The organism is Priestia sp. TRN 1309, from assembly GCF_050846875.1.
In the GTDB taxonomy this organism is placed as follows: Bacteria; Bacillota; Bacilli; order Bacillales; family Bacillaceae_H; genus Priestia; species Priestia zanthoxyli.
Window position 1 is genome coordinate 436,655 of record NZ_JBOZGM010000002.1, and the last position, 24,616, is coordinate 461,270.

Sequence of the window (24,616 nt, forward strand, 5' to 3'; positions counted from 1 at the left end):
AAAGGTGATAAAAGATGAGTAAACGTGTCTTGATTTTAACAGGAGATGCCGTGGAGGCTTTAGAAGTTTTTTATCCGTATTATCGCTGTTTAGAAGAAGATATTCAGTGTACCATTGCCTCTCCCGTGAAAAAGAAGCTCCAAACGGTTGTTCATGATTTTCTTCCAGAAATGGAAACATTCACAGAAAAAACGGGATATAAAATTGATTCTCATGCTTCTGTAGATGAAGTGGATCCCGCTGATTTTGACGGACTTATTATCCCTGGAGGACGAGCGCCTGAATATATTCGAATGAACACAAAAGTTCAGGAAATTGCCGCTCATTTTTTAAAAGAAAACAAACCTTTAGGCGTTATTTGTCATGGTCAGCTCGTGTTAACGACGGTTAGAGAGTATCTGCAAGACAGAGAAGTGACAGCGTATCCTGCTTGCCGTCCGGAAGTAGAAGCGGCGGGTGCTATATTTGTTGAACAGACGCTCCACGTAGATAGAAACTTAGTAACCGGACAAGCTTGGCCGGATTTACCTAAATTTATGAAAGAGTTTTTTAACGTGCTAAAAAAAGCTGAAAAAGTGAACGCATAATAAAAAAAGCGGGCTGAGAGAAAACCATTCTTTCAGCTCTTTTAATTGATGATAGGTGAGGTGTAAACAACGTGCAGCTAGTGTCTGAACTGTCGAAGAAAATTATAAAAGAAGTACAGCTGGTGATGAAAGAACATGTAATTGTAACGGATACACGCGGAATTATTATTGCGTCTACAGAAGAAAAGCGGGTTGGTTTTTTTCATGAAGGCGCGTGGAACGTGATGCAAAAAAAGCAAAAACTATATATTTCCAAAAAAGAAGCAGCAGATTTAAAAGGAGTTAAGCCAGGAATTAATTTGCCTATCAGTTATCAAGGAGACATTATTGGCGTTATTGGCATTACAGGTACTCCAGAAGCTGTTGAGCCTTTTGCAGATATTATTCGAAGATTAACAGAGTTAATTATTCGCGAAGCATACTACATAGAAACAAAGGAATGGGAAAATAAAGGAGTAGAAGCTTTTTTTCGTGAATGGATTTATAGCCAGCAGGTAGATGCAGAATTTATTGAACGAGGTCATATTTTAGGAGTACAAGTAGACAGTCCTTATTGCTGCACGCTGTTTCAAATTGACTCATCTCTTTCGAAAAAGAAGCAGCAGCAGGTACAAGAAACAATTCGCTACTGGTTTGAAAGTCATAAAGGTGAAGGAGATTATATCGCAAATTGGGGATACGATCGCTTACTTTTACTGAAAGAAGCGGTAGGTGAAAAGGTAAGACAAGGATTTAAAGAAGAATTAAAAAAATGTCAGCAGTACATTCAAGCAAACAACCAAGTTATCATCACTATTGGTGTAGGAAAGCCAGCGGAGCAATTTGATTTGCATGCTTCATATGAAGAAGCAAAAAAAGCGCTTAAAGTAGCTTCAAAACGTCAAACCGTTGTTTTTTATGAGGAACTGCTGATGGACATGATTTTAGAAGACGTTTCTGAACCTGTAAAAAAGGAATTCTTAAGTCGAGTGCTTTCAGCTCTTTTAAAAGAAAAAGAGCTTCTCGAAACGTTGAAATGCTATTTATCCAATGATCAATCATTAAAAAAAACGGCAGTTGATTTACATATTCATATCAATACGCTTCATTACCGCTTGAAGCAAATGAAAGAACTAACAGACATTGATCCTAAAAGTGTAAAGGGTCTCACGCTTTTTTACCTTGCGCTGTCTCTACTAGAATAAAGTGCGCTATTCATTAGATAAACATACAAAAAATGAGTTTTTAAAGCGCTTTTTTTTAGTTTTTTATCTATAGTCCCTCGTGGCTTCTGCAACTATAATAAGATTAAGAGATATATAAGGAGGAACGTTATGCTTAATGAACGAACAAAAGCAAAGCTCATTGAAGTTGTAGGATCGGCCAACTTTCAAGATAGCAGTGAAGCAAGACTCGTATATTCTTATGACGCAACCCCTAACTTTCAGTCGCTTCCTGATGCAGTTATTATGCCTGAAAACAAAGATCAAGTGAAAAGAATTTTAACGATATGCAACGAAGATCACGTTCCTATTGTGCCAAGAGGCTCAGGCACAAATCTAAGCGCAGGAACGTGTCCAACGCAAGGCGGAATTGTTCTTACCTTTAACCGAATGAATAAAATTTTGGAAATTGATGAAGAAAATTTAACCGCTACCGTGCAGCCGGGTGTTATTACGTTAGACTTAATTAATGCCGTAGAGGCAAAAGGTTTATTTTATCCTCCTGATCCAAGCTCTATGAAAATATCAACCATTGGAGGAAACATCAATGAATGCTCAGGAGGATTACGAGGCTTAAAATACGGAGTAACAAAAGATTACGTTCTTGGTCTTGAAGTAATTCTTGCAAACGGCGATTGTATTAAGACAGGAGGCAAGCTGGCTAAAGATGTAGCTGGCTACGATTTAACGAACTTGTTTATCGGGTCTGAGGGAACGCTTGGCGTCGTGACAGAAGCCATTTTAAAGCTCATTCCAATACCTGAAACAAAACAAACTCTGCTTGCGCTGTTTGAAGACATGGACGCAGCTGCTAAGACGGTTTCAGCAATTATCGCCAATAAGATTATTCCGGCTACGCTTGAATTTTTAGATCAGCCGACGTGTGAAGTAGTAGAAGATTTTGCCCAAGTTGGGCTTCCAACTGATGTAAACGCTGTCTTATTGATTGAACAAGATGGCCCGCCAGAAGTGGTGAAGCGCGATATTGAAATGATTTCACGCATCTGCAGTGAAGGAAAGGCTGTATCGGTGAAAGTAGCGGCTTCGCAAGCAGAAGCAGAAGCGTTAAGTACAGCAAGAAGGTCAGCTCTTTCTGCTTTAGCACGAATGAAGCCAACGACGATTTTAGAAGACGCAACCGTCCCGCGGTCTAAAATTAGTGAAATGGTCAAAGCGATTAATGAAATTGCTGTAAAATACAACGTTAAAATCTGTACGTTTGGTCATGCGGGAGATGGAAATCTGCATCCGACTTGTTTAACAGATGCGCGTGACGAAGAGGAGCTTCACCGAGTCGAACAAGCTTTTGAAGCAATTTTTCATAAAGCCATTGAGCTTGGAGGAACGATTACAGGTGAACACGGAGTCGGAGAAATGAAAGCACCGTATTTAGCATTGAAGATGGGCGGAGAAGGAGTAGCTGCGATGAAAGCAATTAAGTATGCTTTGGACCCGCAAGGAATTATGAATCCAGGGAAAATTTTTGCTAAAGACACGAGAAAAAGAGTGGTGGTTCGTTCATGACGGCAACAAAAGACATTCAGCAAGCGTTTAAAGAACGGTTAGATTATGACGAGTTAATGAATTGTATGAGATGCGGTTTTTGTTTGCCAAGCTGTCCGACGTATGGCCAAACCAATCAATATGAAGCAGCGTCACCGCGCGGAAGAATTGCTTTGATGAAAGGAGTTGTAGATGGGCTTATTGAACCGGATGAATCCGTTGAAAAACAATTGAACCTTTGCCTTGGCTGCCGAGCGTGTGAGCCTGTTTGTCCTTCGGGTGTGAAGTACGGACACTTATTAGAAGAAGCGCGTGATATTATTCAGCAGAAAAAACGACATAAATGGCCGGTAAAAGCGCTCAGGCATATGGTGTTTGAACAGCTTTTTCCGCATAAAAAACGATTAAAAAATGTACATTCTCTGCTTGCTTTCTATCAAAGAAGCGGCTTGCAAAAAGCTGTTCAAAAAACAAATATATTAAACGTCCTGCCCGGTAATTTAGCACAAATGGAAAAAACGCTTCCGCCTGTGCCAACAAAAAAAGAAATGAAGAAACGTCCTTTTTTATTTGAAGCAGAAGGAACAAGAGAGCGTACGGTTGCTTTTTTTACAGGGTGTTTAATGGACACGATGTTTATGGAAACAAACAACGCGACGATTGCACTTTTACAAAAAGCGGGGTGTAAGGTCGTTATACCAGAAGTGCAGACGTGCTGTGGCGCCCTGCATGCGCACGGCGGAGAAAAAGATCAGGCAAAAAGGTTAGCAAAACAAAATATTATGGCGTTTGAATCCATTCAAGCGGATGATATTGTTCTTAATGCAGGCGGCTGCGGTGCGCTGTTAGTGGAATACGATCATCTATTAAAAGATGAGCCGGAATGGAAAGAAAGAGCAGCGGTCTTTTCTGCAAAAGTCAAAGATTTCTCAGAGATTTTATTGCAGCAGCAGTTTGTAGAAAGACAAAAGTTATCGCTCCCAAGTCAAATTATTACGTATCAAGATTCGTGTCATTTAAGAAACGTGATGAAAACGTCCAGCGCACCGAGAAAACTGATCCAAGCGATTAACGGAACGGTGTTTAATGAAATGGAAAATGCGGCTCATTGCTGCGGATCAGCTGGTATTTATAACTTAACGGAACAAGAGATGTCTATGCAAATTTTAGATTATAAAATGGAAAAAGTGAAAGAAGCCCATGCCCATACAATTGTAACAGCAAACCCTGGCTGTCTCATTCAAATGAAGCTAGGCGTAGTCAGAGAAGGAGTAGAAGAAAGTGTAAGGGCCGTTCATCTTGCAGATTTACTTCTTGAAGCAGTAGAAAGCAAATAAAAAGGCCGGACGTTTCCGGCCTTTTTATTATTTGAACAGCTGAGAAACAATTTCGTACGAACGAAGGCGAGCTTTGTGATCGTAAATTTGAGCGTTAATCATCAGTTCATCTGCTTCTGTTTCTTCAATAAACTGTTCAAGCTTGACTTTAATCGTCTCAGGACTTCCGACAATAGAAGAGCCCAGCTGCTGTTGAAGAGAAGCTTTTTCAAAGTCAGTCCATAGTTCATCCATATTATCCACAGGAGCTTTTAGTTTACCCGGTGTGTTTCGAATTAAATTTAGAAACTGCTGTTGCATAGAAGTAGCCAAGCGTTCAGCTTCTCTATCTGTATCAGCAGCGATTACGTTTACACCTAACATTGCATATGGTTTCTCTAACACGTCGGACGGCTTAAAATAACGACGGTACATGTTAAGAGCTGTCATTGTATTATTAGGCGAAAAGTGACTTGCAAATGAAAATGGCAAGCCTAGCTGTGCAGAAAGCTGTGCGCTAAAACCGCTTGAGCCAAGGAGCCAAATCGGAATATTTAAACCTTGACCGGGAACAGCTTTAACACGCATCTGACTTTCTGAAGCAGGTTTAAAGTATTCTTGCAGTTCGGCCAGCTGTTCTGGGAAGTCACTGCCGTCGCTTCTGCGGTCGCGTCGCAGCGCCTGCGCTGTCAGCTGATCTGTCCCTGGCGCTCTTCCTAAGCCTAAATCAATACGTCCTGGAAATAGTGATTCAAGCGTACCAAAATGCTCAGCAATAACAAGCGGAGAATGGTTAGGAAGCATAATGCCGCCAGAGCCTACGCGAATGCGTGACGTGCCTCCAGCGACATGACCAATTACAACAGATGTAGCGGAGCTTGCGATACCTGTCATATTATGATGTTCAGCTAGCCAATAGCGGTTATACCCCCATTTTTCAGCGTGCTGAGCTAAATCTAATGTATTTCTAAGTGAGTCAGATACAGTTCCTCCTTCAACTACAGGAGAAAGATCTAACACGGAAATCGGAATATCTTTTAATGCTTTACTCATCAATTTCATCTTCTTTCTTTAAAGACTTCATAGGCCTTGTTATTTCAATGGAATACAAGTATTTTAACAAGAATCTTTCGAGTTCCAAAATATTTTGCTTCGGTTGTTTTTTTTAATTCCTTACTCTTTTATTACACAAGCTCCTAAAACGCAAAAAGCTTGTACGGTATAAGGCAGAAGCCGCCTCTTTCTATAAAAGACTGTCATATTTTATAGAAGAAGGGAGGATGAATATGGTTACTTTAAATGAACTAAAAAGCAAGCAGTACGATATGATATACAGTTTAGGCTATAACTGTTTTCCAGGGATATATATGAAAAAATATTCTTTGCGAAAACAAGCCGGGGTGATTGATTGGTGTATTAGCATTTCTCTTTCTCATGTCAATCAGCTGTTGAAAAATCGCTGTAAAGACTTATTTGTATATGAACACTTAACCTATATCAGTTCTTTCGGAGATGGTTCCACGCTTAGACTGCGTGATAAGGTGTATCAAATTGATTCTGCTCATGATTTTCCGTCGTCTATTAATACGGAGACTAACTGGCTTTCATATAATGAAGTCAAAGAAAAATATGAACGGAGAACGGAGCGATTTTTAACGTCAATGGAGACCAGTTCTTGTATATTGTTTATTCGTATGGGTGGAACGTATGAAGAAGCGAAAGAATTAGAGCATGTTTTAAAGGGAATGGTCAAAAACGATTTCTATATACTGCTGCTGACAAACAGTGAAAAAGAACTTTTGTCCGAAGCTAACTGGGACTTGCCTTATACATGTGTTTTACATGCACCTATTTTTTCAATGGACGTGCTGCGCGATGATAAAGTATGGGAAGAGCTCTTAAGCGGGCTTGTTATAAAATAAAAGAAACTCTTTTTGTGTAATACGGGAATGAAAAAGCTCGTTTTTTTCATAGACTTTGTTATATCTGTGTATCAAAGGAGATGAAAAGATGGAGTCCAATGTGCGGAAGGCGATAAAAGAAATTGTGTTGCTGCTGCTAGAACAAGATCAGCGCTGGAATGAGTATCTAGTACAGCTGGAGGATTTGAAAATACAAGTGGATTTGAATAGTTCCGCATATGAAGTTCTGAGAAAGATGACGGGTAATTACGAAGTGCTGCTTGAACATATGGATCTCATTCAGCAGTTTGAAAATCATTCTAAAAGTGAAACGGCGCTGAATGACTTAGTTACTATCGTTATGAAGCATTACTCATTAAAAAATTCATAAGCCTGCTTTGTGCAGGTTTATGGAGTTTAAGCTCTCAATGGAATTCGGTAGAGATAATCGTTTATAATAAGTACATATGGTGATGAAAGGGTGATCGATATGGAAGAGAAACAAGAAATTGTACCCGTTCGTACAGAGGAAACAGCCAAATATTATTCGGAAGAAAAATTTTGGGACAAGCTTAAAAAGTTTGGTAAAAAAGCGGGAGCAAACGTTGTTTATGCCGTACTGCTTTTATACTACACGCTGCAAAAGCCTGATATTCCTCCAAAAGCAAAAGCAGTGATTATAGGAGCGTTAGGTTATTTTATTCTTCCTTTAGATTTAATTCCGGACTTTGCAGCAGGAGTTGGATTTACAGATGATTTAGGAGCTCTGGGGCTTGCATTGATTCAAGTTGCCATGTACATTGATGAAGATGTTAAACTGAAAGCAAAAGAAAAAATCAAAACGTGGTTTTCAGAAGAACACAATTTTTCCATTATTGATGCTAAAATAAAGTAACGTTATGATCAAAATGTCATTATTAAATAAAGTGAGCAAAAGAAGGTGATAGATGAATCATCTTCTTTTTAACCGATAATATATAGGTCTTTATGACTATTTTAATCCGTTTTATGTAAAAAAAACAGGATTAAAATATTTTTTTCATTAAAATTTTAAGCAATGTAATTGAATAATTCCCCTACAAATGTTAAGTTAAAACATGTTCATAAATTCGTCACAGAAAGCAATATACAAATAAGTAAGATAGTTTGTAAAAACTTTGTGAAATTATGGAACTTTTTAACTGAGAGTTTCAAACTCTTAGAGATTCTTCCTCATCAATCAGAAGTCGCTTTCTTTCGTCACAAGATTAAGCATCTTTCATTTGAAGGTGTTTTTTTTCAGCCTAAGTAAGCCAACAACATGATTGTATGACAAGTTTTTACTAAGGTTGTAGAGTTACTGTATTGTATGACAAGTTTTATGTGATTTGATGTTGATTAAATGAACAGTTTCGAAGTAAATAAATGATTGCAGAAAAACAAAGTCCATGCGTTTTCATGAACCATTATACGTTACTTCATATTTGTAGAGATGTTTAGCAAAAGGGGAGATGAATGGCCTGACGTAAACAATATCCATAGACAAGCCTTAGAAGATAATTATCTTTCTAAGAAAGCAAATTTATATGATTGATTCTAATCTAAACAATGGAGTGTTCAAAAATGGAAATTAGTCAAATCTTTATTATTTTAACCCCAATCTTTTTTGTTATTTTGCTAGGTTATTTAGCAGGATATTTTAAAAAGTTTGATGCAACAACATCTAAAGGGTTAAATACGCTTGTAACAAAATTTGCGTTACCTGCACATCTATTCGTTGGTATTACAACAACATCAAAACAAACGCTTATTGAAAAATGGCCGTTTTTACTAGCATTAGTTCTTGGTATTATTGGATTTTATGTTCTTTTCTTACTTGTTGCAAAATATGTATTCAAATACTCACTAACAGGCGCGTCTATGTTCTCTTTAAACTCTACGCAGCCAACGTTTGCGTTTATGGGTATTCCCGTATTAGGTAGCTTGTTTGGCGCGGATGTAGTAGCAATTCCAATCGCTATTACGGGTATCGTAGTAAATGCGATGCTTGATCCTTTAGCAACTATTATTGGTACGGTTGGACAGCGCGAAAGAAGTGAAGGGGATTCTGAAGAAAGCTTATTTAAAGTAACGATTAAATCAATCTTACACGGTCTTTCTGAACCGTTAGCTTGTGTTCCGTTAATCGCAGTAGTATTAGTGCTATGTGGGTTCCAATCTCCAGATTTACTATCAAGCAGTTTAGATCAAATTGGTTCAATTACATCTGGTGCGGCACTATTCGCAGTTGGGGTAACAATTGGTATCCGTAAAATTCAATTTAGCCCAGCGGCATTTGGTATTGCGATTTTAAAAGTGGCTATTCAGCCGCTTGTAATGTTAGGAATTGCAACAGCAATGGGTCTATCATCAGCTGACATCGTAAAATTAGTGTTATTAGTAGCGTTCCCAGGTTCAGCTGTAGCAGCGATGATTTCAGTGCGCTTTGATAGCCTAGCTGGTGAAACAGCTTCAGCATTCGTACTTAGTGCCATTATGTCACTTGTTACATTACCGCTATTAATTTCTTGGTTAATGTAGTCACATATATCAATATAAAATAAAAAAGGCTTTGCTATTTTAGCAAAGCCTTTTTTGTGCATCTATACTTAAAAAAGCTTTAAAAATTCTTGAGCGATTTTGGGGAGATAACTATCGGTACGCCACGTAACTAAAGGCTCAATTACAAATGGATTATCTTCTATGCTTAAAATTTTAATATGTTCTAGCGAAAAAGAAGATAGCATCGAATAAGGAACAATAGCAGCACCAAGGCCACGACATACTAAATTAAGAAGCATCGCTGAGTCATGGCATTCGCATAAAATGGTAGGTGTTATATCCATCTTTTTAAATTCCTTTATAATGCGATTGTATATGCTTATTTCCCGATTTGAACGAAGAAGAATAAGAGGGAGAGAAGCGATTTCAGCGACTGAAATCTTTTCTGTTGCATAACTACTTTCTTTGGGAACTGCTACAACAAAGACATCTGGTGCAAGTGTTTTTGTTTTTACCTGTTGATAAGGTAAGTCTGTAGTGGTGACTGCTACATCAATCTTTCCATCCGTCAACAACTCGTTTAAATGAGCTGGTTCGTTTTCATAGATATTAAAAGTACTGTTTGGATACTGTTTTTGAATAAGAGCTAGCTTATCTAGAACCGTTGATGCACAGTAGATTGTACATCCGACTTCAAGCTTTTCATTTGTTACGTTTTTACATTCCTGTACTTCCAATACTGATTTTTCGATCCTTTGCACAATTTCTTTCGCTCGTTTTAAAAAAAGCTCTCCTTCGGCCGTTAACAATAAGCGCTTGTTATTGTTTCGTTCAAAAAGCAAAAGGCCCAGCTCATTTTCGAGCTGCTTTAGCTGTCTGCTTAAAGGAGGCTGAGCCATGTGCAGACGCTTGGCTGCTTTAGTTACATTTAATTCTTCAGCTATGACAATAAAATAATGCAGCTGTCTTAATTCCACTATATTCAACTCCATACTTTAAAGGTATTATTATATACTTTATCAATATTTTAATTGTATGGAAAATAAGTGTAAAGTTAAATGTGTGACCAAAGCAGAGAGGAGGAAAAGAAATGAAAATAGCTGTAGGAATAACAGGAGCCACAGGAGCTATTCTAGGTATTCGAATTTTAGAGCTTTTGAAGAAGGCTTCTGTTGAAACGCATTTAGTCATGTCGTCTTGGGCTCATGCCACAATTAAGCTGGAAACACCGTATAGCGTTAGGCAAGTAGAAGCGCTAGCAGATTATTGTTATTCATATCAAGACCAAGCAGCAAAAATTTCGAGCGGTTCATTTCGTATAGACGGAATGATTGTAAGTCCTTGCAGCATGAAAACATTAGCATCTATTCGAATGGGACTAGCAGATAACTTAATAGCAAGAACGGCAGATGTGATGTTAAAAGAAAGAAAGCCACTGGTGCTACTTCCTCGAGAAACGCCTTTGAATACGATTCATTTAGAAAACATGCTGGATCTCTCAAAAATGGGAGCTATCCTCGTGCCTCCTATGCCAGCTTTTTATAACAAACCTGAGACAATTGATGATATTGTCACGCATATTGCTGTTCGAACGTTAGATCAATTAGGAATTGAGCTTCCTGAGGCAAAAAGATGGAATGGAATTAAACATTTATCACAAGGAGGAAAATAAACATGGCTTATAAAGACTTTAGAGATTTCCTTGATACGCTACATAAAGAAGGGCAGCTGCTGACGATTACAGATGAAGTGCAGCCAGATCCGGATTTAGGTTCAGCAGGTCAAGCCATCAGTAATTTAGGAGATCAAACGCCGGGATTATTATTTACAAATATTTATGGATATAACAACGCAAAGGTAGCTCTAAACGTAATGGGTTCCTGGTCAAATCACGCGTTAATGATGGGACTGCCTAAATCAACTCCTGTAAAAGAACAGTTCTTTGAGTTTGCTCGGAGATATGAAAAATTTCCTGTTAAAGTGAAAAGAGAAGAAACAGCGCCATTTCATGAGTGTGAAATTAAAGATGATATTAACTTATTCGACCTTTTGCCATTGTTCCGCTTGAATCAAGGAGACGGAGGCTATTATCTAGATAAAGCGTGCGTTATTTCTCGTGATCAGCATGATAAGGCGCATTTCGGCAAACAAAACGTAGGTATATATCGTATGCAGGTCAAAGGGAAAGACCGTCTAGGCATTCAGCCCGTGCCACAGCATGATATTGCCATTCACTTGAAACAAGCCGAAGAAAAAGGTGAAAACCTCCCTGTATCAATTGCTTTAGGATGTGAACCCGCGATTGTCACAGCAGCTGCTACGCCGCTTCATTACGATCAATCAGAGTATGAAATGGCAGGAGCTATTCAAGGTGAGCCGTACAGAATTGTGAAGTCTCAGCTTTCTGATTTAGATGTACCTTGGGGAGCAGAAGTGATTTTAGAGGGAGAAATCTTAGCTGGTGAACGTGAGTATGAGGGTCCTTTTGGTGAATTTACAGGTCATTACTCCGGTGGGAGAAGCATGCCTGTTATCAAAATCAATCGCGTATACCATCGCAAAGATCCTATTTTTGAAAGTCTATATATCGGTATGCCTTGGACAGAAACAGATTATTTAATTGGAATCAATACAAGCGTTCCTTTATATCAGCAGCTAAAAGAAGCATATCCTGAAGAGATTGAAGCGGTGAACGCGATGTATACTCATGGTCTCGTTGCTATCATTTCAACGAAAAGCCGATACGGAGGATTTGCTAAGGCGGTTGGTATGAGGGCATTGACTACGCCGCATGGATTAGGATATTGCAAGCTAGTTATTTTAGTAGACGAAGATGTGGATCCGTTTAATTTACCGCAAGTCATGTGGGCGCTATCGACAAAAATGCACCCAAAACATGATGTTATAACAGTGCCTAATCTCTCAGTTCTGCCACTTGATCCAGGATCTGATCCGGCTGGTATTACAGATAAAATGATTTTGGATGCTACAACACCGGTTGCACCAGAAACAAGAGGCCACTACTCGCAGCCTTTAGATACACCACTTGAAACTGAAAAATGGGAAAAAATCTTAACGAATATGATGCAAAAATAAACAAGGAGGAATCGACATGCATACTTGTCCAAGATGTGAAGCCAAACAAGCGAACTTAGTATCTAAATCACCAGTTGAAGGAGCCTGGGAGATTTACTTATGCAACGTGTGTTTGTTTACCTGGCGTTCTTCTGAACCTGAGACGATCACCAATCCTGAAAAATACCCTCGACCATTTAAAATCAATCCAAAAGACGTACCGCTGGCAACGCATGTGCCTCCTGTGCCACCCCGATCTTAATCAGCAAAGGTGGTAAGTAAAATGAATAAAGCAGAGCTGCCAAAAGCCGTGCGCGTATTTTTAAATGGAAAAGATCTAGAAAGGAAACAGCATGCTGCGATGCTGCTATCTACAGTGACATCCGAGGGGTTTCCTCATGTAGCAATGATTAGCGCAGGAGAGCTGGTAGCTATTAGCTCTTCGCGCGTCAAGCTGTTAGTATGGAAAGATACCACGTCTTCAAAAAACATGATACAGAATCATAAGGCAACCGTTACATTAGTTGTTGAAGGCAAAGCTTATTACATTAAATTTTGGCTGAAAAAAGAAGCTCCTGTGTTATCAGGCTATGAGCTATTTACGGGAGAAGTAGCCGCTGTTAAAGAAGATTACGCAAAATATGCAGTTTTAACATCGGGCATTCAATTTCAGCTTCATGATTCCAAAGAGGTACTGAGCCGCTGGGAGCAATCAATTAAGGCTGTTCTTTCTACTGAAAAAACCGATTCTTAAAAATAAGAATCGGTTTTTTAGCTGTAGTGAAATTTTTTCAAATAGCACGCTAGCTGCACTTTTAATAGATGTTCACTATTTGTAAATGATATGTTCATTTTATCTTCGATTTTCTTCAACCGCTGATAGAGTGTATTAACGTGAATATGAAGCTGCTTAGCTGTAAGTGAAGCAGAACGGTTGTTATCAAAATACGCTTCTAGCGTTTGCTCTAAAGGTTCATCATTCAAATGATTGTTTTTAAGAGGGACAAATACTTCATCAATAAAGGTTTTTACTTCTTCTTTCGATTGATTAATAAATAAGCGGTTAATTCCTATTTCCTCATACAACATGCATCCATCTTGCTGCTGAGACAGAAGGTAAGAGACAGCTTTTTCAGCTTCACTATAACTTTTTTCTATTCGGGTAAAGTGAGAATAACGACTTCCAATCCCTATTTTTACATGACATTCATTGTAGTAACGCCATTTTGAGAGTGAATCTTCTAATTGTTTGATAATAGCATGATGGTCTTCATAAGAATCAAGCGTGAATACAATGGTTACTTTCGTGTCGAATCCGTATACGACCGGCGCTTTTAAGCTGAAAACCGATTTGATGTCAGATACAAGGCGATGAAGATGTAAGTTTAAGAGCTGGAGGTCCGCCTGTGAACGAATGGTAATAAGAGCGACTAGAATATGCTTTTTTGTATCAATGTTTAGCTCATTTGCTTTTTGATACAGTAAAGTGGTGTCATAACATGATAAGTATTCACTAAATAGTTCATGCGTTCGCTTGTAAAATAAATCGACTAACGTTTGTTTTTTCAGCATTTCTAGTGCAATAACAGAGCTGCTTTGTTCGAGTGCCACTTGATCTAGAGAGGAAAGATCTTCTTGATTTGTCTGCAGAATAACTAACCCTAAGAGCGTATCAATGCCGTGTATCGGTTGAATGTAGACGCTGTGCTTCTGGTTGTGTGACTCAATAGTATAAAAGCAAGCTTTTGTATGTAAAAGAAAATGCGTGTGAAATTCAGCTGTTTTTGTGTCTACATCAAGAAATTTTAAAAAGCCATAGGTCTTATTATCAACAAAATCTACAATGGTGACGGGAGATGTAACCATTCGGCGTAATTCGGTAAGTATCGGTTCAATTCCTTTACTTTGAAGTGAAACGTTCATGAATGTGCGATGAATTTGATCGCGGCGTATTAAAAGTTCATTTTGTTTTTTTACATCTTCAAAAAGCGCTGAGTTTAAGAGAGCAATCGAAACTTGATCGGAAAAGCTTTCTAACAATTCTTTATCCTCTTCATTTAAAAGAGGAGTTGTACCGTTTTGATAAATAATGAGTACGCATACCGTTTGTTCTTCCATGCAAATTGGGACAGAAATAATAGATTGAATGTGTGTAAATGTATAGGACTGATTAAGATAGTGAATATTATCGTCAGTCATAGTAGAAGAATCGCGTACTATATCCTCTAAGTTCGTATACATATAGCTTTTATTATGCTGAAATGTCTTTCCGATAATTCCTTCGCCAACTTTCATTTTCATGTTTTGAATTTCATTGTTTGGCCCCCCGGACCAGGCGCGAGGCAAAAGAAATTCAGTGGAAGAATCAAACATCCACAGCACGCCCATATCCGCAACAGAAATAACTGAAAGAGCATTTTCTAGAATTCTTGTTAATAGATAGTCAGAGTCTTGTAAAAGCGAGATTTCCTTAATGCTTTTCATAAGTACGTTCAAAATGTGCTCATGCCGCTCTAGCTTTTTTTGCAGCACATAAGGAGAAAAGTTAGCGGATAGCTTCTTTATTTGTTGTGGTGTCCAGTCATGCTTAGCAAATATGCGAACAACAAACGCATACCGGTTTGGAAAGGATAAGTAAATTTCTTCGAACTCTTCATATGCGATATGCTTTTGAAAGGAATCACTGCCGTTATGTAGGCTAGTGGGAGGAGTGTAAGTCAGGGATGAGCATAAAGAACTGGAAAAAATCATGTTAAAATTTGCAGAATCAATACTTGTCCAAATTTGATAAGAACTGTTTTTAATAATAGATGTAAGATAACCTTTCATATTAGCTAATAAATCACTCATATTAACAACCCCTTATAGACTACTTAATGTAAAAAAATACATAGTTATAGTTCTTATTATATAGAAATGCACATTGAAAAAGTAGTCAGAATTTTTTAATATTTATGTAACGAATCGATTTGTTACAAAACATTACATTAAATGGAATAAAAAGGAGATGAGTGCGTTTATGCTAGCAAGGTCGAACTGGAAATACATCATTTTATTTTTATTATTTTTAGGCTGGTCGCTTGGAAACTTAGATCGTTTTATTATTAATTACGCTATTTTAGATATCTCGAAAGATCTACACCTTAATGCTTCTTCTACAGGCATCATCTTAAGCAGTTTTTTTGCAGGATATGCACTGATGCAAATACCTGGTGGGTGGCTAGCAGACCGCTTTGGGTTTAAAAAAGTCATTACAATCGCCGTGCTTTTATGGTCTTTGTTTACGGTTTTTACCGGAATGGCCTGGTCTTTTGCTTCTATTATTATCATTCGCTTTTTATTTGGATTAGGGGAAGGGAGCTATTTTCCATCTGCGTCAAAAGGAATCGCAGGGTGGTTTCCTCAGCAAGAACGCAGTAGAGCCATGTCTTTTTTGTTATCGTCAGGTACGATTATGGGCGTGGTGACACCGATTCTGGCGACGCAGCTGATGCAAACAATAAGCTGGAGAAGTATCTTTTATATCATAGGAGCCATCGGGCTTGTTATTACAGTTCTGTTTGTTTTTTTACTAAAAGAAAAGCAGCAGGGGGAAAAAAGAGAGGCTTCTGCTATTCCTGCTAAGCAGATGACATTAAAAGAAATTATCAAAACCCCGATGATTTGGAATTTATTTATTGCCTATTTCAGTATTTACGCTATTAACTGGGGGCTCATGTCGTGGATGCCTACATATTTAGCCGAAGTAAGACATTTGAATTTAACGGACATCGGTTTTCTTTCCGCTATCCCAGCATTTGTAGGCATTATAGGAATGTTTGTTAGCGGCTTTATTTTAGACAAGCTTCCAGAAGGAAAAGACAAGACGATAGCAGCGGTTTTTGGTTTACTGATGGGCGTTTTTCTTTGCTTAATGGCTATTTCACCTAGCGTAGGCATGTTTATCGTTTTTCAAAGCGCAGTAACTTTACTGTTTTCATTTAATGTGATTTTAATCGCTTCAGCTCCTTTAAAAATGTTGCCTGAATCAGTGGTCGGTTCAGCAAATGGTTTTATTAATACAGGGGCTCAAGCAGCCGGCGTATTAACACCAATGCTTATTGGTTTTTTAGTACAATCGTTTGGCGGGTCTTATAATGCAGCGTTTGCTTTATTAATTATCTGCGCTCTTGTCTGTGCTATTTCGTTGTTTTCGATTCGACCTGCAAAAGTGGTAGTGAACGCACAAAATGCTGTTAAATAATGAGGGAAAAAGGAGAGTGTCTCATGGATATTGTCAAAAAAGTCGAACAACTTATTGAACAAAAGCGACACGAGCTAACTCAAATCAGTGATCAAATATGGGAATATGCAGAAACGAGGTTTGAAGAGTATAAGTCGGCACAGCTAATTTGCGACATGTTAGAAAAAGAAGAGTTTACGCTTCGTACACATATTGCTAACCTTGAAACAGGTTTTATTGGAAGTTACGGGCACGGTTATCCGATTATCGCTATTCTTGGTGAATATGATGCGCTTACCGGGCTGAGTCAAAAAGATAAGTGTGCAGTAGCAGATCCAGTCAAAAAAAATGGAAATGGCCATGGGTGTGGACATAACCTACTTGGCGTAGGCTCACTAGCAGCTGCGCTTGCAGTCAAAGAATACTTAAAAGAAAAAAATGTTCCGGGAACCGTTCGATACTATGGATGTCCAGCTGAAGAAAGTGGCTACGGAAAGACGTATATGGTACGAGAAGGATTTTTCCAAGATGTAGACATCGCGTTTTCGTGGCATCCGGCTACCGTTAATGGTGTCATGCATACGTCATCGAATGCGGTTATGCAAGCAACTTTTAAATTTAAAGGAAGAAGCAGTCATGCAGCTGCTAGTCCTCACCTTGGCAGAAGCGCTTTAGACGCTGTAGAGTTGATGAATATTGGTGTGAATTATATGCGTGAACATATGATAGATGAAGCGCGCGTACACTATGCCATTACAAACAGCGGAGGCATTTCTCCTAATGTTGTTCAAGCAGAAGCGGAAGTCATGTACTTAATTCGTGCTCCGAAGCCATCTCAAGTAAAAGAACTTTATGAACGGGTTGTGAAAATTGCAAAGGGAGCGGCTTTAATGACTGAAACACAAATGGAACAGGAAATTCAAGGAGCCTGCGCTAATCTAATTCCAAATCAAACAATGGAGCAGCTGATGCATAAACAAATGATGCAGATAAATTTGGCTGAGGTGAAACATGAAGAAATAGTCTTTGCCAAAGCTATTTACGAGTCTACATCCGCTGAAGACAAAGAAGCAGCAAAAAAACAAGTGGGTTCACTGCTAGACAGAGCTTTAGCAAATCATCCAGTCTTCAATCAAATTGCTCCTATGTCTAAAAATGTTTCCTTCATGACAGGATCAACTGATGTTGCAGACGTTAGCTGGAATGTTCCCACTGCACAGTGCGTGACCGCAACGTGGGCTTATGCTACGCCGTTTCATACATGGCAAGCTGTTGCTCAAGGGAAAACGGAGTATGCCCATGATGCGATGTTATTGGCTGGAAAATCCATCGCGGCTACGGCGATTGAAATGATAGAAAATCAAGAGCTGATTAGTCAAGCTAAACAAGAGCTGGAGGATAGACTAGAAGGGGAAAGCTATGAATGTCTTGTGCCTTCACATATACAGCCACCTAATTACTCAGAAAGTGAGGAGGAAGACTACAGCATGGTATAAAAAACGAAGCGGGAAAAACGTATTTTGGCGTAAGGAAGATCCGGACGATGAATCGTTCGGATTTTTTTATTGTTAGGTTGAACACAGGTTTCATTTATCCCGTTTTTTCGTCTTTAGATTGTATTGATGTAGTTATGCCTCAATCTCTTTTTTTGTTTTCATTAAAAATAAATGGTTAAAAATATATCTCTTTGCTGAACCTAACCCTATCTAATTGTTCACGAAAAGAGGTAAAAACATGAGAGCATATAAAGTAGAAAAAGATGGGTCAATTTCAACTTCACTAAAAGGAAAATCAGTTTTATCCACTTCTTATTTAAATAAAGGCTCTGCTTTTACTGAAGAAGAAAGAGAAGAGCTTCATCTGCAGGGACTTCTTCCTCCAACGGTCTTAACGTTAAAAGAGCAGGCAAAAAGAGCATATGAGCAGTTCGAAAAAGCGCCGAATGATCTTCAAAAAAATAATTCGTTAAATGATCTGCATAACCGGAACGTTGTGTTGTTTTATCGTTTATTAACCGATCATTTAAGTGAAATGCTTCCCATTATTTACACGCCTACTGTAGGTCAATCTATTCAAGAATACAGCCATGAATATCATCGTCCTGACGGCTTATATTTATCCGTAAATGAAGCGGACAGATTAAGTGAGGCGATTGAAAACTTAGGGCTCGACAGCGAAGATATTGATTTGCTTGTAGTCACGGATTCAGAAAGTATTTTAGGAATTGGGGACTGGGGAGTAGGAGGGATCAATATCGCAGTTGGAAAGTTAGCGGTCTACACAGCTGCAGCAGGAATTGACCCAAGCCGCGTACTGCCTGTTGTTCTTGACATGGGGACCAATAATAAAAAGCTTCTTGAAGATCCTTTGTATTTAGGAAATCGTCATGAACGAGTAAAAGGAGAAGACTATAATCGTTTTATCGCTCAATTTGTAAAAGAAATAACGGCCAAGTTTCCTAAAGCGCTTCTTCATTGGGAGGATCTTGGTAATATTAACGCGCGACACATTATGAAAGAATACGGCGATAAAATTTTAACATTTAATGATGATATTCAAGGAACGGGAGTAATTACTCTTGCAGCCGTTTTAACAGCCGTCCGTATTACAGGTACGCCTTTAAAAGATCAGCGGGTTGTTGTATTTGGACCGGGATCTGCTGGAATTGGGAATGCTGATCGTATTCATAGTGCGATGATGCTTGAAGGGTTATCTGAAGAAGAAGCATATGATCGTTTTTGGGCATATGATTACAGAGGTCTGTTAACGGAAGATATGGAAGATTTAGCTCCTTTTCAACAGCCATATGTTCGCCAAAATGAAGAGATTAAAGAATGGGAAAAGGGCGATGAAAATAAAATTTCACTGTTGGAGCTTGTCAAGCAAGTGAAGCCAACGATTTTAATTGGAACATCAGGCGTCACGGATGCTTTTACCGAAGAAATTATTAAAGAAATGGCAAAGCATGTAGAGCGCCCGGTGATTATGCCGCTTTCAAACCCAACTAAACTTGCTGAAGCTGTTCCGGAAAATATTATAAAATGGACGGAAGGAAAAGCCCTTATTGCAACGGGAAGTCCATTTGAACCCGTTGAATATAACGGGCACACTTACGAAATCGGACAGGCTAATAATGCATTTGTGTTTCCAGGTCTTGGTTTAGGTGCAATTGTGGTTCGCGCTCAAAAGTTTACTGAATCTATGTTTGCAGAAGCAGCCAATGCAGTAGCGCGTATAGCAGAAACAGATACAAAAGGAGATACGCTTCTTCCAAATATTAAAGATCTTCAAAAAGTATCAAAGGCGGTTGCTGTGGCAGTTGCCGATGCTGCTGTAAAAGATAACGTAGCAACTGTTACCGAAAAAAATGTAGCTGAACTTGTAGAAGAAGCGGTATGGCAGCCTGTTTATAAACCTGTTAAGGCAAGAAATGAATGAGGTAAATGATAAATGAGCATAGGTCAAATTTTTCTCATTCTCGCGCCTATCTTTTTTGTCATTTTGCTTGGTTATTTAGCAGGGCATTTTAAAAAATTTGACAAGCAAACGTCTAAGGGGCTTAACACATTAGTAACGAAGTTTGCGCTTCCTGCACACTTATTTGTAGGTGTGACGACAACGCCAAGAAAAACACTCATAGATGAATGGCCGTTTTTAGTTGCGCTGATTTTAGGCATCGTCGGGTTTTATCTCATTATATTGCTCATCGTGAAGTATGCAGGGAAGCATACGCTAACTTCTTCTTCTATGTTTGCTCTAAACTCAGCTCAGCCAACGTTTGCTTTTATGGGCATTCCGGTACTTGGAGGCTTGTTTGGTGCAGGTGCAGTAGCGATTCCAATTGCCATCACAGGAATCGTGGTGAACGCGATTTTAGATCCGTTGGCAACGATTTTGGGAACCGTTGGCCAAAGGGGACGAAAAGAAGGGGAAGAGAAAACAAGTTTATTCAAAGTAACGGTTCATTCTATTTTGCATGGTCTATCTGAGCCTTTGGCATGCGTCCCGTTAATTGGAGTGATTTTAACGCTTTGCGGCTTTCAGTCACCTAAACTGTTACAGGATATGCTTGATCAAATTGGAAGTATCACATCCGGAGCAGCTTTGTTTGCAGTAGGAGTAACGATTGGAATTGGAAAAATTAACTTCAGTAAAGGCGCGCTTGGGATCGCTGTCTTAAAAGTAGCGGTTCAACCGATCGTTATGCTCGGAATTGCAGTATGGATAGGGCTGTCTTCAGATGAAGTGACAAAAGCTATTTTACTGGTAGCTTTTCCTGGATCTGCTGTAGCTGCGATGATTGCTTTGAGGTTTGAAAGCTTGGAAAACGAAACGGCCTCTGCTTTTGTCATTAGTGCTATTTTATCGTTGATTACGCTTCCGCTTCTTATTTCTTGGCTTATGTAAATAAAAAAACGAAAGAGGGAAATTCCTCTTTCGTTTTAAGACGGATTAATAAGCTAATGCGAATAATCCTTTGATATGAGATAAGTAACGAACGTTACTTGCTTCTTTCATAAGTGATGCTGGTAAACCTTTTAATTGCGTTTTGTTTCCGCCGATTGTACCAATTGCATCTTTGCGTCCAAGACTTCCTAGTGTACCAGAGAAGACAGGAACGAATGATTCCATTGCTCCGCCGCGAATAGCTACTGCTAAGTTCACGCCTACAACTTCACCCATTTGCCAAGCTAATTGAGCAGTAGGTGGGTAAGGGCGACCTTCTGGACCCATTACAACCGCTGAGTCACCAGCAAGGAATACATCTTTATGAGATGTAGATTGTAAGAATTCATTTACAAGTGCACGACCGCGGTTTACTTCGATACCTGAGTTAGCAACTACAGAGTTACCTTGAACTCCGCCAGTCCATACCATTGTTTTTGTTTCAATTTTGCTGCCGTCTTTAAGTTCAACAGTTGTAGCATCCATTTTTGTTACAGGTGTACCAGTAACGAATGTAACGCCACGTTTTGTTAAGCTTGATTGAGCGCGCTCTACTAATTCAGCAGGGAAGCCTGGAAGAACTGTAGGAGCTGCTTCTACACAGTATAGAGAAATTTCTTTTGGATCCACACCGTGTTTTAGACATAGGCTTGGCATTAAGTCAGCGTATTCACCAACAAGTTCGATACCTGTTAATCCGCCACCGCCAACTACGATTGTACCGTCAGCTTTATTTTTTGTTTTGCTGTATTCAGCGATACAAGCTTCTACGTGTGCACGTAAACGGTTTGCATCATTTACTGATTTAAGAACGAAGCTGTGCTCTTCTAAACCAGGGATACCGAAGTAAGCAGTTTCACTACCTAAAGCTGTAACAAGGTAGTCGTAGCTTAATTTTGTACCATCTTCAAGAGATACTTCACGTTGATCTGGTGAAATTTCTTTTACCGTTGCAATTTTTAAATCAACGTTGTAGTTTTTAAGTAATTTATCAAGTGGTAAAGCTACCGCTTGTTCAGAAACGCCGCCTACAGCTAGACGGTGTAATTCTGTAATGATTTGGTGAGTAGCAAAACGGTTCACTACTGTAATTTTTGCTTCATCCGCACTTAGGTGTTGGCGAGCTGTCATTGCAGTTAATAAACCACCGTAACCGCCGCCTAAAATTAAAATATGTTTTGACATAGTCGATCCTCCGTCCACACTTTTTAATGAAAATTATTTTTGTTTTTCGTTTGTAATGTCTAAATACGCTTGTGCAAAGCGGAATAGTTTTTGAGCTTGTGGATCTTTAAGCATGCGTAATAAACCGAATAAACCGATTGAATTAGAAGCATTTGCTTCTGCACGATCGTTCGCTTCGATTGCAGTAGCTGCAAGACCTTTTACTGTTCCTTCTACTGGCTCGATAAATTCTTTTACTCCACCAAGTAGATCTTCTTTTAATACGTCGTCAGTTAATAATGATTGCGCAACGTCGTAAGTTTTTGTAAGCACCGTTACCATTTCAGATAATTTTGGTAAATTATCTACAAGAACAGTAAGAGCTTCTTGTACTTCAGGCTTTAACAATTGATCTAACACATCCGCTTGACCTTTGTTAACCGCCGCTTCTGTTTGTACAGCAGCATTTTCCTCTGCAGCTGATTTTTGAATAGTTGATTGAGACATGAAAAGTCCTCCTTTGCTGGATACTGTTGCATATGTAGTTCCTAGTTATCTGCTAGACTTTCAAACTACATTGTGAAGTTGTGAAATCTTGCACATAATTCTATTTTAATTTTAATACGAGATAAAATCAACTCATTTCGTTGAAAAAATAAGTGAAGAACCTCGTAACCCTTTGTTTAATAAAAGTTTATAAAAAATAAAGCGAATAATTGCCTAGGTAAATAAAATTAAAATAGGGAACTAACATAATTCCTCTTCCTACGATAAAACAAATAACGTCATATTTCAACACATACGAACTTAATATTCTATAAGTAGTAAAAAGATAGGGCGCATTTACTATTTAAAGAGTTTTCAAAAAATTACATTGACTTACTATAGTGTTCTACATATAATCTAAATATAACATCTTATGTAAGGAGATATAACATGGTTATAGTGGATGAACTTTATCATAATGTGGTCATTACATTGCCTCAATTAAAATTAATTGAATTTATAATGAAGTTAAAAGAAGCTAAAGCACAAGAAATAGAAGATATAAAAGCGAAAATTAGTAAATACGAAGAGAAGAAACGTGCTGAAGAAGCTTGGTACCAATCACTATCACCGTTTCGTAAATTTTTTACCGGGCGTCCTTTAAGTCAGCATCAAGCGGTCGAGTATATGGTATACGTAAAGGAACGCTTTAAAAAAATTGATCACCTTAAAGCACAAATGCGAGAACTTCATGAAGTTCTTGAATTAATAAAAGCGGAAAATGAAGAAACAAGTGAAATTACGCTTTCGCCTGCTATTGTACAAGAAATAAAACGACTAAAAAGCAGTGGAGGCGTTGGGATATGAGTGTTAATGAACTAAGTTTAGGTATAAATACGACGTGGGTTGTATTAACAGCGGCGATGATTTTGCTAATGGAAGGCGGCTTTGCCTTGCTAGAGGCAGGTTTTGTCCGATATAAAAATAGCGTCAATATTATTATGAAAGTATTCGCTGATATTACAATAGGAACGCTTTGTTTCTATTTAATTGGGTTTGGATTAATGTACGGAGATGATTTAGGCGGAATCGTCGGTAAAAGCGGTTTTGCGCTCTCAGGTAATTTATCGCACCTTGACATTCCAATTGGGCTTGAAACATTTTGGCTGTTTCAATGTGCGTTTGTTATTGCGGTCATTTCTATCGTTTCTGGAGCGGTGGCAGAACGAATTAATTTCCGCGCATACCTTTTATATGCGATTTTAATGACTACATTTATTTATCCTATAGCCGGCCACTGGATTTGGGGAGGCGGATGGATTAGTAAGCTAGGAATGCTTGATTTTGCCGGTTCGGCAGTTATCCATGCTCTTGGCGGTTTTTCAGCTTTAGCAGCTGCAATAATGATTGGACCGAGAAAAGGGAAGTTCACGAAAAATGGAATTAGTTCTGTTTCTCTTCCAAGCAATTTGCCGCTTGCCTCAGTTGGTGCTTTTTTATTATGGTTTGGATGGTTCGGGTTTAATGCAGGAAGTACGCTAAGTGCCACTGACGTTAGAATTGGTCACATTGCTATTGTCACAATGTTATCAGCAGCAGCAGGCGGAGCAGCTACTTTATTTTATACTTTATTTCGCTACAATCGTTCAGATGCACCTTCTGTAATAAATGGATCGCTTGCCGGACTTGTTGGCATCACGGCCGGGTGCGCTTTTGTTAATACACCATCTGCTATTTTTATTGGAGCTGTATCTGGCTTATTAATGATGGTAGCTACAAACTGGCTCGAAGCACGTCAAATCGACGATCCTGTAGGAGCTTTTCCTGTACATGCAGCTTCGGGAATATGGGGCACGTTGGCTGTTGGCTTGTTTTCTACAGACGGCGGAGTGTTTACAGGAGGGAACTGGACGTTATTAGGTGTTCAACTTCTCGGATTAATTGCTCTATGCGCTTGGGGATTTGTTACGACGTGGATAGGGTTAAAGGTTATTTCCTTGGTGGTTCCGCTTCGATCTACGGAAGAAGAAGAAGAAGTGGGCTTAGACATCAGTTACCACGGTATCATGGCAGCTCATCAAGCTCCTGAATTTATTGAATATGAAAACTACTATGCGGAAGTAAAAGAAAAAACCGCAGATTCTTAAAAAAAGGCCGCGCTTTATAACAAAAGGGCGGCCTTTTTATGTGGGGA

Annotated in this window: 23 protein-coding genes; 18 read left to right on the forward strand and 5 right to left on the reverse strand. The window is 38.8% G+C overall.

The genetic code is table 11. The annotated features are described in order from the left end of the window. Positions 1–14 precede the first annotated feature (14 nt). The 4 genes from ACRPLQ_RS09510 (at position 15) to ACRPLQ_RS09525 (ending at position 4,629) form a co-directional block, all read left to right on the forward strand. Positions 15–587, forward strand: a complete 573-nt coding sequence (locus ACRPLQ_RS09510; protein WP_033579191.1) for a DJ-1/PfpI family protein — start codon at positions 15–17, stop codon at positions 585–587. Positions 588–658: 71 nt separating this feature from the next. Next, positions 659–1,771 (forward strand): CdaR family transcriptional regulator, encoded by a 1,113-nt coding sequence (locus ACRPLQ_RS09515; protein WP_432235934.1) that lies wholly within the window; start codon positions 659–661, stop codon positions 1,769–1,771. A gap of 129 nt (positions 1,772–1,900) precedes the next feature. Beyond that, complete coding sequence (gene glcD, locus ACRPLQ_RS09520; protein ID WP_034269140.1) at positions 1,901–3,313, forward strand: glycolate oxidase subunit GlcD; 1,413 nt, start codon at positions 1,901–1,903, stop codon at positions 3,311–3,313. Further along, entirely contained in the window at positions 3,310–4,629 is a 1,320-nt protein-coding gene (locus ACRPLQ_RS09525) for a (Fe-S)-binding protein (protein ID WP_034269143.1), read from the forward strand. Before glcD ends, ACRPLQ_RS09525 begins: the two co-directional genes overlap by 4 nt. Before the next feature lie 27 nt (positions 4,630–4,656). On the opposite strand, the gene ACRPLQ_RS09530 is transcribed toward ACRPLQ_RS09525, so the two are convergent. Then, entirely contained in the window at positions 4,657–5,661 is a 1,005-nt protein-coding gene (locus ACRPLQ_RS09530; protein ID WP_028413099.1) for an LLM class flavin-dependent oxidoreductase, read from the reverse strand. A gap of 233 nt (positions 5,662–5,894) precedes the next feature. On the opposite strand from ACRPLQ_RS09530, the gene ACRPLQ_RS09535 reads away from it, so the two are divergent. The 4 genes from ACRPLQ_RS09535 (at position 5,895) to ACRPLQ_RS09550 (ending at position 9,068) form a co-directional block, all read left to right on the forward strand. Beyond that, a complete protein-coding gene (locus tag ACRPLQ_RS09535; RefSeq protein WP_033579187.1) occupies positions 5,895–6,530 on the forward strand; it encodes a DUF1796 family putative cysteine peptidase in 636 nt (211 codons plus the stop codon). Between the two features lie 88 nt (positions 6,531–6,618). Next, positions 6,619–6,900: a hypothetical protein gene (locus ACRPLQ_RS09540; RefSeq protein ID WP_033579186.1), complete on the forward strand. Its 282-nt coding sequence runs from the start codon at positions 6,619–6,621 to the stop codon at positions 6,898–6,900. Positions 6,901–6,999: 99 nt separating this feature from the next. After that, the gene (locus ACRPLQ_RS09545; protein WP_028413100.1) at positions 7,000–7,404 is read left to right on the forward strand and encodes a YkvA family protein; all 405 of its coding nucleotides are present in this window, start codon (positions 7,000–7,002) and stop codon (positions 7,402–7,404) included. A 707-nt stretch (positions 7,405–8,111) separates the two neighbouring features. After that, positions 8,112–9,068, forward strand: a complete 957-nt coding sequence (locus ACRPLQ_RS09550; RefSeq protein WP_028408284.1) for an AEC family transporter — start codon at positions 8,112–8,114, stop codon at positions 9,066–9,068. 68 nt (positions 9,069–9,136) lie between these two features. Here the strand turns inward: ACRPLQ_RS09550 and ACRPLQ_RS09555 are convergent, their stop codons facing one another. Next, positions 9,137–10,006 carry a LysR family transcriptional regulator gene (locus tag ACRPLQ_RS09555; RefSeq protein WP_154991251.1) on the reverse strand — a complete coding sequence of 290 codons (870 nt, stop codon included), beginning with the start codon at positions 10,004–10,006 and terminating at the stop codon, positions 9,137–9,139. 113 nt (positions 10,007–10,119) lie between these two features. On the opposite strand from ACRPLQ_RS09555, the gene ACRPLQ_RS09560 reads away from it, so the two are divergent. From ACRPLQ_RS09560 to ACRPLQ_RS09575, 4 genes are read left to right on the forward strand one after another with little or no spacing between them, the layout of a single operon-like run. Next, on the forward strand, positions 10,120–10,701 hold the full coding sequence (locus ACRPLQ_RS09560; RefSeq protein WP_028413102.1) for a non-oxidative hydroxyarylic acid decarboxylases subunit B: 582 nt from the start codon (positions 10,120–10,122) through the stop codon (positions 10,699–10,701). A gap of 2 nt (positions 10,702–10,703) precedes the next feature. Further along, positions 10,704–12,125 (forward strand): non-oxidative hydroxyarylic acid decarboxylases subunit C, encoded by a 1,422-nt coding sequence (locus tag ACRPLQ_RS09565; RefSeq protein WP_028413103.1) that lies wholly within the window; start codon positions 10,704–10,706, stop codon positions 12,123–12,125. Positions 12,126–12,141: 16 nt separating this feature from the next. Then, on the forward strand, positions 12,142–12,366 hold the full coding sequence (locus ACRPLQ_RS09570; RefSeq protein WP_028413104.1) for a non-oxidative hydroxyarylic acid decarboxylases subunit D: 225 nt from the start codon (positions 12,142–12,144) through the stop codon (positions 12,364–12,366). Between the two features lie 21 nt (positions 12,367–12,387). Next, positions 12,388–12,858: a hypothetical protein gene (locus ACRPLQ_RS09575; protein WP_154972997.1), complete on the forward strand. Its 471-nt coding sequence runs from the start codon at positions 12,388–12,390 to the stop codon at positions 12,856–12,858. A 17-nt stretch (positions 12,859–12,875) separates the two neighbouring features. On the opposite strand, the gene ACRPLQ_RS09580 is transcribed toward ACRPLQ_RS09575, so the two are convergent. After that, positions 12,876–14,954: a helix-turn-helix domain-containing protein gene (locus ACRPLQ_RS09580; protein ID WP_165635254.1), complete on the reverse strand. Its 2,079-nt coding sequence runs from the start codon at positions 14,952–14,954 to the stop codon at positions 12,876–12,878. Positions 14,955–15,123: 169 nt separating this feature from the next. Here ACRPLQ_RS09580 and ACRPLQ_RS09585 point away from each other — a divergent pair, with 169 nt between their 5' ends. The 4 genes from ACRPLQ_RS09585 (at position 15,124) to ACRPLQ_RS09600 (ending at position 20,733) form a co-directional block, all read left to right on the forward strand. After that, on the forward strand, positions 15,124–16,347 hold the full coding sequence (locus ACRPLQ_RS09585) for an MFS transporter (RefSeq protein ID WP_033579181.1): 1,224 nt from the start codon (positions 15,124–15,126) through the stop codon (positions 16,345–16,347). 23 nt (positions 16,348–16,370) lie between these two features. Continuing rightward, entirely contained in the window at positions 16,371–17,822 is a 1,452-nt protein-coding gene (locus ACRPLQ_RS09590; RefSeq protein ID WP_033579180.1) for a M20 family metallopeptidase, read from the forward strand. Between the two features lie 238 nt (positions 17,823–18,060). Then, positions 18,061–19,764, forward strand: a complete 1,704-nt coding sequence (locus ACRPLQ_RS09595; protein ID WP_033579179.1) for an NAD-dependent malic enzyme — start codon at positions 18,061–18,063, stop codon at positions 19,762–19,764. Between the two features lie 12 nt (positions 19,765–19,776). Continuing rightward, positions 19,777–20,733 (forward strand): AEC family transporter, encoded by a 957-nt coding sequence (locus ACRPLQ_RS09600; RefSeq protein WP_047750839.1) that lies wholly within the window; start codon positions 19,777–19,779, stop codon positions 20,731–20,733. A 45-nt stretch (positions 20,734–20,778) separates the two neighbouring features. Here the strand turns inward: ACRPLQ_RS09600 and ACRPLQ_RS09605 are convergent, their stop codons facing one another. Beyond that, positions 20,779–21,957: an NAD(P)/FAD-dependent oxidoreductase gene (locus ACRPLQ_RS09605; RefSeq protein WP_013057328.1), complete on the reverse strand. Its 1,179-nt coding sequence runs from the start codon at positions 21,955–21,957 to the stop codon at positions 20,779–20,781. Between the two features lie 33 nt (positions 21,958–21,990). Continuing rightward, a complete protein-coding gene (locus ACRPLQ_RS09610) occupies positions 21,991–22,443 on the reverse strand; it encodes a DUF1641 domain-containing protein (protein WP_013057327.1) in 453 nt (150 codons plus the stop codon). Between the two features lie 429 nt (positions 22,444–22,872). Here ACRPLQ_RS09610 and ACRPLQ_RS09615 point away from each other — a divergent pair, with 429 nt between their 5' ends. Together ACRPLQ_RS09615 and ACRPLQ_RS09620 are read left to right on the forward strand one after the other, a co-directional pair. After that, on the forward strand, positions 22,873–23,289 hold the full coding sequence (locus ACRPLQ_RS09615; RefSeq protein ID WP_028413111.1) for a hypothetical protein: 417 nt from the start codon (positions 22,873–22,875) through the stop codon (positions 23,287–23,289). After that, the gene (locus ACRPLQ_RS09620; protein WP_432235935.1) at positions 23,286–24,569 is read left to right on the forward strand and encodes an ammonium transporter; all 1,284 of its coding nucleotides are present in this window, start codon (positions 23,286–23,288) and stop codon (positions 24,567–24,569) included. The genes ACRPLQ_RS09615 and ACRPLQ_RS09620 overlap by 4 nt, the downstream gene beginning before the upstream one ends. The last annotated feature ends 47 nt before the right edge of the window (positions 24,570–24,616 follow it).